This is a genomic window from Ferruginibacter yonginensis, from assembly GCF_042651465.1.
GTDB classification, from domain to species: Bacteria; Bacteroidota; Bacteroidia; order Chitinophagales; family Chitinophagaceae; genus Ferruginibacter; species Ferruginibacter yonginensis.
In genome coordinates this window covers 745103-758096 of sequence record NZ_JBHSCZ010000001.1, presented here as the reverse complement: position 1 = coordinate 758096, position 12994 = coordinate 745103, and the positions used below count along the sequence as shown (strand labels likewise).

General features: G+C 33.3%; 11 protein-coding genes. 4 read left to right on the top strand and 7 right to left on the bottom strand.

The features are described from left to right. Positions 1–3: 3 nt before the first annotated feature. On the top strand, positions 4–480 hold the full coding sequence (locus ACFOWM_RS03270; protein WP_379707008.1) for a hypothetical protein: 477 nt from the start codon (positions 4–6) through the stop codon (positions 478–480). A gap of 328 nt (positions 481–808) precedes the next feature. Here the strand turns inward: ACFOWM_RS03270 and lon are convergent, their stop codons facing one another. Then, positions 809–3208 carry an endopeptidase La gene (lon, locus tag ACFOWM_RS03265; RefSeq protein ID WP_379707006.1) on the bottom strand — a complete coding sequence of 800 codons (2400 nt, stop codon included), beginning with the start codon at positions 3206–3208 and terminating at the stop codon, positions 809–811. 166 nt (positions 3209–3374) lie between these two features. Between lon and ACFOWM_RS03260 the strand changes: the two genes are divergently transcribed. The 3 genes from ACFOWM_RS03260 to miaA are packed head-to-tail and all read left to right on the top strand — an operon-like array spanning position 3375 to position 6333. Then, positions 3375–4781 (top strand): CCA tRNA nucleotidyltransferase, encoded by a 1407-nt coding sequence (locus ACFOWM_RS03260; RefSeq protein WP_379707004.1) that lies wholly within the window; start codon positions 3375–3377, stop codon positions 4779–4781. A 42-nt stretch (positions 4782–4823) separates the two neighbouring features. After that, positions 4824–5396 carry an IS1096 element passenger TnpR family protein gene (locus ACFOWM_RS03255; protein ID WP_379707001.1) on the top strand — a complete coding sequence of 191 codons (573 nt, stop codon included), beginning with the start codon at positions 4824–4826 and terminating at the stop codon, positions 5394–5396. Positions 5397–5430: 34 nt separating this feature from the next. After that, on the top strand, positions 5431–6333 hold the full coding sequence (gene miaA / locus ACFOWM_RS03250) for a tRNA (adenosine(37)-N6)-dimethylallyltransferase MiaA (protein ID WP_379706998.1): 903 nt from the start codon (positions 5431–5433) through the stop codon (positions 6331–6333). Here miaA and ACFOWM_RS03245 read toward each other — a convergent pair. The 6 genes from ACFOWM_RS03245 to ACFOWM_RS03220 all read right to left on the bottom strand — a co-directional run bounded on the left by ACFOWM_RS03245 (position 6323) and on the right by ACFOWM_RS03220 (position 12833). After that, complete coding sequence (locus ACFOWM_RS03245) at positions 6323–7873, bottom strand: hypothetical protein (protein WP_379706996.1); 1551 nt, start codon at positions 7871–7873, stop codon at positions 6323–6325. The two genes, miaA and ACFOWM_RS03245, sit on opposite strands and share 11 nt — an antisense overlap. A gap of 24 nt (positions 7874–7897) precedes the next feature. Beyond that, positions 7898–8488, bottom strand: coding sequence for a hypothetical protein (locus tag ACFOWM_RS03240; protein ID WP_379706994.1), 591 nt, complete (start codon positions 8486–8488; stop codon positions 7898–7900). 145 nt (positions 8489–8633) lie between these two features. Next, positions 8634–10871 (bottom strand): RICIN domain-containing protein, encoded by a 2238-nt coding sequence (locus ACFOWM_RS03235; RefSeq protein ID WP_379706992.1) that lies wholly within the window; start codon positions 10869–10871, stop codon positions 8634–8636. A gap of 10 nt (positions 10872–10881) precedes the next feature. Beyond that, entirely contained in the window at positions 10882–11367 is a 486-nt protein-coding gene (locus ACFOWM_RS03230; protein ID WP_379706989.1) for a hypothetical protein, read from the bottom strand. Between the two features lie 31 nt (positions 11368–11398). After that, complete coding sequence (locus ACFOWM_RS03225; protein ID WP_379706987.1) at positions 11399–12379, bottom strand: hypothetical protein; 981 nt, start codon at positions 12377–12379, stop codon at positions 11399–11401. Positions 12380–12398: 19 nt separating this feature from the next. Then, positions 12399–12833 (bottom strand): hypothetical protein, encoded by a 435-nt coding sequence (locus ACFOWM_RS03220; RefSeq protein ID WP_379706985.1) that lies wholly within the window; start codon positions 12831–12833, stop codon positions 12399–12401. Positions 12834–12994: the final 161 nt, after the last annotated feature.

Sequence of the window (12994 nt, the reverse complement as noted above, 5' to 3'; positions counted from 1 at the left end):
GTTATGGATGATAATGGCAAATACATTCGCCTTTTTGGGATGTTGTTTTTTTCTTTTGTTGGGTTTATAGTGGCCTTGGTACTTATTATGTTAGGGTTAAGGTTATTTTTTGGCGTATTAAGCTATGTGCCTTGGTTTAATAATTTGTACATTTTATTTATTGTTTGCGTACCAGCAATTTTATTTATAACTGTGTATTTAATTTACTATAAACGTACAAAGCAGTTATCATCAATGGCGGTTAAAGTATTTAGCTACATCGTTTTTTTTGCAGCTTTAGCTGCTTGGGCCATATTTTGGGTACTCGACTTAATTAAATTTTTTAAGTACAACTACAATGCTATTTCAGATTACTACACTTTTAACTTAGCATTTTTAGCTAGTAATGTTTTAGCCATATTTTTAGTTGGTATTGTACAAGCTTTTAATTCAAAGAAAGAAATCAGTTGGATTGAACGCAACCAATTAGATAAAAATTAACCAGTTCAAAAAATGAGTAGAAATACTCATATAGTTTTTAGCAGAAATTTACACATTTTGGGCTGCAAATTGGTGGTTTAGGCAATATTTAAATGCCATTTATTGCTTCCTTTTTAAGTGCTGAAAATTTTTAAAAAGTAACGATTATTTTTAATTTTATTAATAATAATATATAAGTAATTGAAAACGTATGTTATAAAACATAAAAAACCCTCCATTGAAATGGAGGGTTTTTTCTTTTAACCCTTAAAACAACCAACATGAAATCAGTTGAATCACACAAACTTACGTATTTTTACTTATCGTAGTTTTAGGGTTTTAACTTTTTTTACACCAAGGCCAAATCAATTACCTGCGCCATTGTTTTCACGTAATGAAATTTCATCCCTTTTATAAATGCCGGATTTATTTCAAGTACATCCTTCTCATTCATATAGCACATAATAATTTCTTTAATGCCAGAGCGTTTTGCTGCTAGTATTTTTTCTTTAATGCCACCAACGGGTAAAACCTGTCCTCTTAAGGTAATTTCACCCGTCATTGCTAAAAACGGTTTTATTTTTCTTCCTGTATAGGCACTTGCTAAGGCACTCATCATGGTAATACCAGCGCTCGGCCCATCTTTAGGGGTAGCACCTTCAGGTACGTGTATGTGAGCACTTTTATTACTAAAAATATCGGCTGAAACACCTATTTTTTTTGCATTGGCTTTCAACCAGGTGAATGCGGTGCTGGCGCTTTCTTTCATTACGTTACCAAGGTTGCCAGTTAATTGTAAATCGCCTTTACCTTCAACTAATTGTGTTTCTATAAAAAGAATATCACCACCAACATAGGTCCAAGCAAGGCCTACAGCAACGCCTGGCATATTAGCTGTTTTGTATAATTCGTTACTATACCTTGGTTTACCTAATATTTTTTCAACATCGTTATTAGTGATAGTAGCTTTTAATTTACCTCTTAATACAATCTCTTTGGCTTGGTAACGCATAATACTAGCCAATTGTCTGTCTAACTCACGAACACCACTTTCTCTTGTATAATCTTCAATTACTTTTTGTAAAACAGCATCGCTCATTTTAAAGCTATTGGCTTTGAGGCCATGCATTTCTTTTTCTTTAGGTATTAAATGCTTTTTAGCAATTTCTATTTTTTCTTCAACAGCGTAGCCACTTAAATCAATTACTTCTAAGCGGTCTCTCAAAGCTGGTTGAATACTACTGATGTTATTAGCCGTTGCAATAAATAATACTTTGCTTAAATCATATTCTAGTTCTAAATAATTGTCGTAAAAAGTATTGTTTTGTTCAGGGTCAAGCACTTCTAATAATGCAGATGATGGGTCACCTCTATGGTCGTTTCCTACCTTATCAATTTCATCTAATATAACAACGGGGTTTCCACTTTTTGCTTTACGTATCGATTGTAAAATGCGGCCGGGCATAGCACCAATATACGTTTTACGGTGGCCTCTAATTTCACTTTCATCATGCACACCACCTAAACTTACTCGTACATATTTTCTATTAATAGCTGCTGCTATGCTTTTACCCAAACTCGTTTTACCAATACCGGGAGGGCCAATAAAGCAAAGTATAGGACTTTTCATATCACCCTTCAATTTTAAAACAGCCAAGTATTCTAAAATGCGGTCCTTAATTTTATCCATACCATAATGATCAACATCAAGCACTTTTTTTGCTTTTTTTAAATCGTATGAATCACTGGTAAATTCATTCCAAGGTAAATCCAACATCAAATCTAAATGGTTGTACACCACTGAATAATCTGGTGTTGAAGGGTGCATCCGCTCTAATTTTTCAATGCCTTTTTTAAACATTTCAGCAGCGGCGGCTGGCCAATTTTTCGATTCAGCCTTTTTTTGCATTTCCTTTACTTCAGCAACATTATCACCACCTAATTCATCTTTAATGGCTTTCATTTGCTGTTGCAAAAAGTACTCACGTTGTTGTTTATCAAGCTCAGCCCTTGTTTTATTGGTTACTTTATTTTTGAGTTCAGCGTACTGTAGTTCAGTATGCATAAGGCTCATGAGTAACTCAGCCCTTTCTTTAAGGTCACTAATTTCTAATAACTGCTGTTTTTGCTTCAGTTCACAGTTTAAATTACTGCTTACAAAATGTATAAGGAAAGAGGGGTTTTCAATATTTTTTAAAATAATACCTGCCTCACTCGGTATGTTGGGCGATAAACCAATTATTTGCGCTGCTAAATCTTTTACACTACCAACAATAGCATCTAAGTCAGGGTCACCTTTATGTTTTACCTCTTCTAATATTTTAATTTTTGCTTTAAAATAGGGTTCTTCGGCAGTAATTTTTTCTAATTCAAAGCGTTTACGGCCTTGTATAATTACAGTAGTACCCCCATCAGGCATTTTTATAAGCTTTATTAGCTTTGCAACGGTACCAATTTTTTCTAAATCACTTACTTGAGGTTCTTCAATATTGCTGTCTTTTTGCGCTACTACACCTACCAATTTGTCAGTTTTGTAGGCATCTGTTACTGCTTTAATACTTTTATCTCTCCCCACAGTAATTGGTATAACTACTCCTGGAAAAAGTACGGTATTTCTTAAAGGTAAAATTGGTAATTCTTCTGGAATGTCCTGTGCATCAGCCTTTTCATCATCTTCTTCAGTTAAAGGAATAATAGGCATAAACTCCATATCATCATCTTGTCCTTGTAAAAAAAATTCTTTACTCATTATTTATATTTAGTTCGTCAAAATGGCAATGTTTTTAATAAATAAGTTCAAAAACATTAGTCGTGTGTAAAAGACAATATTAATGCCATGTTACCTATTAACTTTCATTTTTGTGATAGCGGCTTTACGTACAGCAACTTTAGTATTTTTGCTACAGATGAAAATAATGTATAACGATAATGAGCTGCGAATATTTAAAAATGTAGCAGCAGCTGCACAAAAGTTAGGAGTTGAAAGTTATGTGATAGGAGGTTTTGTGAGAGATAAAATAATTGGGCGATCAACAAAAGATATTGATATTGTTTGTGTAGGTGATGGTATTGCTTTGGCCGAACAAACGGCATTATTATTTGGTAATGAAGCTACCCATGTAAATATTTATAAAACATACGGTACTGCTCAAATTAAAATTGGCGAAACTGAACTTGAATTTGTAGGAGCTCGAAAAGAAAGCTATCAACAAAACAGCCGTAACCCCATTGTTCAAACAGGTACATTAGAAGATGATCAATTACGGAGAGACTTTACCATCAATGCCATGGGTATTAGCTTGAATGAAAATAATTTTGGCGAATTGATTGATCCGTTTAATGGGTTAAAAGATATTGAAGATAAAATAATACGTACACCTTTAAAAGCAGTAGAAACCTTTAGTGATGACCCCTTGCGCATGATGAGGGCTATCCGTTTTGCAGCACAATTGCATTACAATATTGCACCACAAACCTATGAAGCTATTGTGCATAACGCCAAGCGTATAAACATTATTACCAAAGAACGTATTGCCGAAGAGTTAAATAAAATTTTACTCAGCAGTAAGCCATCGATAGGATTTGACTTATTGTATAAAACGGGCTTATTACAAATTATTTTTCCGCAAATGGTAGCCCTAGCAGGGGCCGAATTTGTTGATGGTTATGGCCATAAAGATAATTTTTACCATACCCTACAAGTGGTTGATAATATAGCGCAAACAACTGATGATTTATGGTTGCGATGGGCTGCTGTATTGCATGATATAGCTAAACCTGCTACTAAAAAGTTTGAAGAAGGCCATGGTTGGACCTTTCACGGCCATGAAGCCGTTGGTGGCAAAATGGTGCCTAAAATTTTTACACAACTTAAATTACCGCAAAATGAAAAAATGAAGTTTGTGCGTAAAATGGTTGAAATGCACTTAAGGCCCATTAGTTTAACAAAAGAAAACATTACCGACTCAGCTATAAGGCGTTTGTTGTTTGATGCTGGAGAAGATATTGATAGCCTAATGAAATTATGTGAAGCTGATATTACCTCAAAAAATAAACAAAAAGTAAAACGGTATTTAGATAATTTTGAATTGGTACGTAAACGCTGTGCCGAAGTTGAAGCAACAGATCAATTGCGTAATTGGCAACCACCAATAAGTGGCGAACTTATTATGCAAACGTTTCAGTTAGCACCTTCAAAACCAGTAGGGCTTATAAAAGATGCTATTAGAAATGCTATCTTAGATGGTGAAATACCCAATGATTACGATGCAGCCTTTGCATTTATGATGCAGAAAGCTAAAGAAATATTACCCAATGTGTAAATAGTTGCAACAGCACATTTTAAAAACAATTAATTTCGTTACATGGCAATTTTAAAGTTTAGAATTTATTTTCAAGAAGACGAAAGTGTGTATAGAGATATTGTGGTAAAGCATACCCAAAGCTTTTTTGACTTGCATTTAGCTATTTTAAAAGCTTATGAGTTTGATAATAAACAACAAGCAACATTTTACAGAAGCAACGATATATGGCAAAGAGGAAGAGAAATATCTGTTGATGTTTACGATAAAAAATATGTTGCCCCACCACTTTTAATGGCTGAAACCATTATTGGTAGCGAAATTAGAGATCCTAATCAAAAGTTTGTGTACGAATACGATTTTGTAAAACATTGGAGTTTTATGGTGGAGCTCATCAATGTTGATAAAGTTGAAAATAAAAAAATTGAATACCCAGCTTGTGTACGAAGTGAGGGTATTGGTCCATCGCAATTTGGTACAAAAGGATTGGTTGATAAACGCTTGACTGAAATGGAAGAAAAGTACGATTTAAAACCAACTGCTATGGATGATGTTTATGGTGAAGAAGGTGAAGAAGAAGATGCTACTGATGAACCAATGGAAGAATCATCAGAAGATGGAATGGAAGATTTTTAAAATTGAAAAGACTCTTTACAAGTCTTATTAAAATATGACTCCCAAAACTTGTATCATTATACTTGGGCCAACGGCAAGTGGTAAAACTGCATTGGCTATTGCATTGGCGCAACATTTTAAAACATCTATAATATCTGCAGATAGTAGGCAATGTTTTAAAGAATTAAATATTGGCGTTGCCAAACCATCATCAGCAGAATTACAAATAGTTCCTCATTATTTTATTGATACACATAGTATAAACGATGCCATTTCAGCTGCCGATTTTGAAAAGTATGCGTTAGAAAAAGTTGCTACCATTTTTGAAAAAAATGATATAGTCATTATGTGTGGTGGTACCGGCTTATACATTAAGGCATTTTGTGAGGGGCTTGATGATATTAAGCCCATTGATAGTGCCATAAGAGAGCGATGGAATAAAGCTTATGAACAAAATGGATTAGCTTGGTTACAACATCAAATTCAAGAAATAGATCCGCTGTTTTATGAGAAAGGTGAAATACATAATCCACATAGAATATTAAGGGCTTTAGAAGTAAAAGAAGGTACTGGAATATCTATTTTACTGCAACAAAAAAAGCAACCTAAACAACGGCCTTTCAATATTTTAAAATTTGGTATGGAGTTACCAAGGGCTGTGTTATACCAACAAATAAATGATAGGGTAGTAGGTATGCGTAAAGCAGGTTTAACAAATGAAGTACAACAATTATTACCATATAAATCGTTGAATGCCTTGCAAACAGTAGGCTATAGAGAATTATTTAATTTTTTTGAAGGACAAATTAATGAAGATAAAGCCTACGAATTAATACAACAAAACACTCGGCATTATGCTAAACGACAACTTACTTGGTTTAAAAAAGATGCATCTGTACATTGGGTTAACCCTACAGATGCATTCATAAATATTATAACATTATTGCCTAAAATTTAAAACCAATAGTAGCAGCTATGTTACCTCGGTTTTGATTTACAGCGGCATATACTGTTTGTAAATTTTGTAAACGGTAAGGAACATCAAAATCTTTACTGATTAAATACACATAAGTAAGGTCTATAAAAAAGCCTTTATTACGATAACCTATGCCGGTACTTAAAGTTGTTTTGCTTGTTTTTTCAGGTGCATTTTTATAAGGGTTGCCGTAATAACCAAAACCCAAACGAGCCATTATTGTATTAAATTTTATTTCACCTCCCAATCTTAGGTTTACATTGCCTTTATAAATATTTTTAATAACATTGTTGAGTGATTTATAATAGGTTTTATCGTTATCAGTTGGTTCCTCAGCATTGCTGCTAAAACGGCTACCACGGTGGTTTACGTATTCAATATCTGCTGAAACAAACCCCCGTTGCTTAGTAACATCTGTAATTTCTCTAAATACATAAGCTGCACTTAAAATGGCACGCCATGGCATTGATTGTATGTATGCTGCTTTACCTCTTTCAATATTATCAGTAAAAAGTTTTGAGTTTACAGTGATGTTGCTAGATGGCCCTTCAAGTATAGTGTTTAATGATGATTTTCTTTCATCTGTTAACGACATATAATTAGGTGTATGTACGGCTATTCCAATTCTGAAATACGCTTTAGGGCGATATATAACACCAAACTTAGCATTTATACCAGCACCTTTTGTAGTATAGTTATCATTATATGTAAATGATTTGAATTTATTTGTAGCATCATTTGAGGTATCAGTTTCACTAAAAAGTGTATTGCTTTGAAAGTTTACAATAGGTATACCCAAAGTAGCACCCCAAAGCCATTTGTTACCATCATTGCCAGCAAACGAAAATGCTAATTCGTACAAACCACCTTTGGTAGTTTTGGTCATTTCTTGTAGCAAAGCTTTACCACTTTCTAAAACATATTCAGGTGCTGCTTTAACAATTGGGCGTCCATTAATGGTATCTATATCAATTAAATAAGTATATAAAGCAGGTGCAACTGTATAAGGTGCAATAGATTTTGTATTTAATGCATCATTAATACTAATATTTAAACCCGAAAACTCTTCTGCAAACTGTTCTGCGAATGAGCTATAGTTATTGAGCCCTTTGTAATGAACAACATTATTGAATGATGCATTTTGCGTAAAACCAATAGAAAATGCCCCACTTTTTTCAGTATTGTAGCTATTGGTAAAAGCAAAAACTGCACCTGATGTACCCAAATTAAAATGGTTGTTTTTTTCGGTGGTTTTATTAGAGCGATAATCTGTTTTTATATTGTTTAAACTAAAAGCTGGTGAAATAACTAACTCATTGGTTTTGTAAAAACCAATACCTGCAGGGTTTACAAAGTTTGCACTCACATCACCACCTAAAGAGGCCATAGTACCTCCTATGGCTAAAGTACGTGCAGTACCATTTTGCGGAAACCAACTGTAGCGTATGGCATCTTCAGGTATTTGTGCACATATATTATATTGAATGGTACACCCAATTAAAATAAAAATAAAACGCATCATATTAATATTTTTTTGACAGATCAATTATTGGCCCCTTGATGGTCTTGATACGCCTGTACCAGAACCACTGCCGCCAGGCGTTGAGCCATTATTGGATACTTGTGGATTAAAACTCCTCGTATCCCATGATGTATTTGGGTAACGTGTAGGTTCGTTAGTGTTACTGTTATTGTATGTTCTTATAACATTTGATTTGGTATATGTATTTGTTTTTACATTACTGTTATAGGTAGAAATGGTGTTCGTGTAACTGTTAAGATTTGTTTTTCTTATAGCCGTATTTTTGGGATTTACTATAGTAATATTGGATCCATAAACTGGGTAAGGGTAAAAATATGGATTGTAATAATAACCATAATTGTAGCCATAATTATATGGGTTATAGGTACAGTCGTAGTCATATTGCTGATCTAAATTACGCCAGCGTGGGTCTTTAATGCCCATTCGTATTTGGCGTTTTTCATAACTTGAGGGGTTACGTTGGTAATCATTTAAGTTTTCAACAACTGGTTTACCCTTTGCTGCATATAAATCATCAGGCGTTTGACCATTTTTGTATAATGTGCTGCACGATGTAGCCATTACAATCAAAATAACATAAAGTAAAGTTTTCATCATTTTGGTTTTAGTTTTATAAAGATAAATCAATACTTATATACCTTTTTTATAATGACCATTTATAATGCTGTTTTGATGTTAAAACTCTGTGAATGATTATAAAAAATAAAGGCTTTCGAATTTAATCAAAAGCCTTTTAAAATTATTCTACCGAAATCATGTACTCAAGTACACATTCATCGCCATCTTCAGCATATGATTGTGTGAAATTTTTCGCATCTGAAGGTTTTATATCAAAAGGTATATATACTTTTTGGGCCCACGGACTAAAATTAGGTCGCCATACTTCTCTTACGCCACCTCTTAATTGCATAACATCATCGCCACTAGCATCATCGTCATTGATCCAACTCCAAATTTTAATGTAGGCACCGTCTAACTTATTTGTTTTACTATTTAATAAGAAGGTTACTTTTTTGCCAAAAAGTCCATTTACATCTACAGCACCTTTTTCACCTAAATGGGCTTTTTTACTCACATCAAATAACATATTTAAGTTATTGCTTGCTGCAATAAGGTTATCATTTCCATCAAAACACTGAGCCCAAATTTGACCATAGGCATCGCAGTCGCCAATTGGTGTTAATGATATTATTTTTAATGTTACTCTTTTCTTTTGTACAGAATCTGAAATAGTGCAAAAGCGTTGTGGTAACTCATCTAAACCACTACTTGCAACTGCTGTTGTTCCATCTAAAAAGCGTAAACTATACGTAATTGGTTTACCCCAAGCTGATGGTACGTTTGGAACATTTTTTAAACTCGAAATCATTTGTGATAATTTATTTTTCAAATCTTCAATTCCATTAGCATTTATAATGTTACCACTAAAACCTCTACCTACACCCCAACTTATAATTTTAAATTTTACATCTCTCAACTTATTACTATTACTGTAAAGAAAATTAGCATTTGCACTAAATGGCCCATAAGATGCATCTATAGAAGTTTGATTGTTGAACAAATCAGTATTTTCATCTAATTCAAACGAAACTAAAATTCTTGAACCGTAAGCAATTTTATCAACATAAACTGCTGCTGCATTCTGATTTTGTTCTGCGTCTGCAAAAATACCTTCTTTAGCTGGTATCGCTTCTAAAGTATATCCAATCCATCTGTATTGAAATAAAAACTTTTCAGTTTTGCTAGTCTTATTCATATTGAAAAGGGTATTCACATTAACAAATGGCGACCCACCTCCAATACCAATAGCTAATCTAAATTCATTTTCAGATCTTATTTGTGTAAACTTACTTTCTTCAATACCAAGTGGTGGCCCAGTTGCTACCCTATTCAGCAATCCGTTTACGGCATTTCCCATTTCTTCAATATCAGATGGATTATTGACTTTAACAACAGGGTTAGCTATATTGGGTGCATTTATTCGTAAAGTCATCGGATTTTTTTGTGCTGTATACTCTTTGTATATACCTAAACGTTGTACATCTTTTAAATCATAAACTATACCTGGTTTAATATTATCCATGGTTTCAGTACTTACAACATCCATATCCATAGTTTCTAATGTTAGGCGTTGGTAGCTCACTTTACATGTTTTAATACTACCATTGGGTAGTACCTCTGTGCCTTCATCAGTTTCAGGTTTTTTGCTAGGAGTGTAAACCATACCATTGATAGCTTTACCTCTGTACTTAGAGTTGTTTTGGTTGCTCATTTTATATCGTACACCATTTACATTTAATTCTATAGGTTTTACATCGAGCAGTTTATTTAATTCTCTATTACTCCAATTGGGTGCAAGTTTTAAATTTCCATTGTTTGTACCTGAACCATTTTTTACACTTTTAGTATCTACTCTCTCAAAAGTAAAAGTTTGTTTGCCAGCCGCTTCATTGCTATTTAATATTATAGTGGCACCATTGGCGGTATTGTTTAAAGCACCACTTAAGCTGATTTGATTACCGGTTTGTTTGTTTCTTATTACAATGCCTTCAGCTTCTCGACTTAATATCCATTTTAAATTATCTTGATTTACATAATCATATTGTATAATTGCGGCCCCTGTTTGCGTACTTTGACCTTCAACATTTAAATACCGATTGCTATGCATTGCTTTTATAAGATAATACCCATCGTTTGATTTAGATATCATGAATTTGTGGTTATCGTTTTCAGCATTATCCCATTGTACTAATTTGGCACCATTGTTTTTGTTAACGCCCTCAATGGCAATATACTTACCAGTTTGATTGATTTTTATTTTATAAATACCTTCATCAACAACAACGTTTACCCTTTGTTGTATACTACTGTTATTGGTTTGTAAACTTTTATTAATATTAGTAGACTTTATAATTTGGGCATGTGATGCATACAGCAACAAACTATGTAGTATGGTGAATAAAATATTTTTTTTCATGTCTTATATTTTAAAGTTGATTGATGATGATGTAATTAAGATTGTGATCATCGCTGCTATTGTAATTGGTATAACCAAGGTTTTCAATGGTTTTAAATTGTTTGGTTTCACCAGCTTTTATGGTAATTAAATTCTCTTGAAATTTATACGAAGCTGATTCTGGTTTGTAACCTTGTTTAAATTTAAAACTGACTGTAAAAGTTGCTTTGTTAGTGATAAGCCAAGTTTTTATAAGCCTACTGCCAGCATCAGCATAAGGTTTGTTTTGTTCGCTATTGCAACAAGCAATAACAATGTTTTCATAATAACTACCACTGTTGATGTTGTTAAGTACCGCAACGGTTTGTGGTGTACTACATTCACCCACTAATTTTGAAATAGCATTGGTAGGCATTGCCGTTATTGGCTTACGAGCTGGCGTTGTTTTTATAAGTTGTGCATTTGTATGATGTTGAACACATAAAATACAAATGATGAGTATGATATATTTTTTCATGATGCTGTATGTTGATTTTTTATGAATGGTTTTATCTGATATAAAGGTTCGCATCAGGTGTGCCATTATTATTAACATCAACCCCCAAAGTTTTTACACGAATTTTTAAATAACCGTTATTACCGCTAGTGCCAATGTGTTTATCAATGGCTATAAGGGCGTATACTGTTCTATTTTCTAATTCTGTTTTTAAACCGAATACTTGTCCATCTAACTTGTTGCCTACACTTGCATAATAGCCTGCATAATTTTGGGCATTTTTAACTGCACTGGTTATTTGATTATTATTTTGTATTTGGTTGAACTGGCCAATAGTAAGTTTGGTTAAAGCAATTTCGCTTTCTACAACATCATTCCATTTTGTGACCGCATCACTGGTATGTTGTGTCATATAAGTTGCACTGCTGTTGTTTCTTGCAAATGACGGGGTCATTAAATAGTAAGTATTTTGTCCATCAGCCGGTGCAAAAAATAGTAAATCAATTGTGCCTGATTTTTCAGCAGCTTCACCCATACCCAAAACAGTACCTGTCATAGCATCTAAACAGTTGCCATATAATCCATTGTTTTGATTACCCCAATTGCCACTACCATCGCTATTTATAGCAGCTTCGTTATTGATGGGTAAATAATATTCAGGCGTAGCAGTAGTTGCTGTTGTATATGGGTCAGCAGTTACAAAATCGCTGTTATTGCTTGCTGTATTATTGTTATTACTTTCGTTTGTAGGTGCTGTGGTATTGGTGGTAACAAAACCATTATTTTCATTATTATTTTGATTACCATTTTTAATACTTCCCTTCACATTTTTTGCTAGTGCTTTGCCTTGTCCGTATAGCTCCTTGGCTTTTACTAGATATGGTTGAAAAATAGCGATAATCGTTTTAGCTTTATTAACGGTTTTATCAGCTTTTTTATAGGCATTATTAAGTTTGTTTTCTAAACCATTTTGTGCAGTTGCTAGTTGGTTGCAGCAAAGCCAAACTATTAATAAGATGATGTTCTTTTTCATAATTTTATTATTTATAGTGTTATATTTTTTGATAAGTGATAATGATGCGTTTTGTTTTTATGTGGAGTTTTTTCTTTTCAGCATCAGTATAATCATGTGTAAAAACAACTTTATTACCTTGAAATAGAAGTGTATAGCTTGTTTCAAAATTTTTTGAAGTACCTTTTCTTATGTATATGGTATTGCCACTAATACTCCAGTTTACTGCACCAACAGCATCAATAGCTTTACATTCGCTTGTAGATTGTGTATACTGTTTCCCGTTAGCCTCAAAAATGTAAATGGTATTAGCTGCACAGGGCATGGTTGCTTCCAATTGTTTTTGTAGATCGGTTATTTTATTGTTATCATTTATTAATTGATTGCCAATACATTTCCATTTTCCTACTATGGTTTGTGCATGTGTGCAGTAACTCAAACAAATGAGTGCTGCAATTGATAATAATTTTTTCATGGTTGCTATTTTTAATTGATAGCCCAAACCTACATGCTATAAAAAACCTTTAAAATAGCTAATCGCTTAACGACCTTTTTTATCGCTTAACAACACAAAATGTTCTTCAACTTCTGAGGTGATTTTGTAAATAAAAAAATGGTTTATATTTATATTATATA

What these genes read in the sequence shown, in the direction of transcription:
- ACFOWM_RS03270 (WP_379707008.1), top strand. Translation starts at nt 4, where the DNA reads ATGGATGATAATGGCAAATACATTCGCCTTTTTGGGATGTTGTTTTTT.
- lon (WP_379707006.1), bottom strand. Translation starts at nt 3,208, where the DNA reads ATGAGTAAAGAATTTTTTTTACAAGGACAAGATGATGATATGGAGTTT.
- ACFOWM_RS03260 (WP_379707004.1), top strand. Translation starts at nt 3,375, where the DNA reads ATGTATAACGATAATGAGCTGCGAATATTTAAAAATGTAGCAGCAGCT.
- ACFOWM_RS03255 (WP_379707001.1), top strand. Translation starts at nt 4,824, where the DNA reads ATGGCAATTTTAAAGTTTAGAATTTATTTTCAAGAAGACGAAAGTGTG.
- miaA (WP_379706998.1), top strand. Translation starts at nt 5,431, where the DNA reads ATGACTCCCAAAACTTGTATCATTATACTTGGGCCAACGGCAAGTGGT.
- ACFOWM_RS03245 (WP_379706996.1), bottom strand. Translation starts at nt 7,873, where the DNA reads ATGATGCGTTTTATTTTTATTTTAATTGGGTGTACCATTCAATATAAT.
- ACFOWM_RS03240 (WP_379706994.1), bottom strand. Translation starts at nt 8,488, where the DNA reads ATGAAAACTTTACTTTATGTTATTTTGATTGTAATGGCTACATCGTGC.
- ACFOWM_RS03235 (WP_379706992.1), bottom strand. Translation starts at nt 10,871, where the DNA reads ATGAAAAAAAATATTTTATTCACCATACTACATAGTTTGTTGCTGTAT.
- ACFOWM_RS03230 (WP_379706989.1), bottom strand. Translation starts at nt 11,367, where the DNA reads ATGAAAAAATATATCATACTCATCATTTGTATTTTATGTGTTCAACAT.
- ACFOWM_RS03225 (WP_379706987.1), bottom strand. Translation starts at nt 12,379, where the DNA reads ATGAAAAAGAACATCATCTTATTAATAGTTTGGCTTTGCTGCAACCAA.
- ACFOWM_RS03220 (WP_379706985.1), bottom strand. Translation starts at nt 12,833, where the DNA reads ATGAAAAAATTATTATCAATTGCAGCACTCATTTGTTTGAGTTACTGC.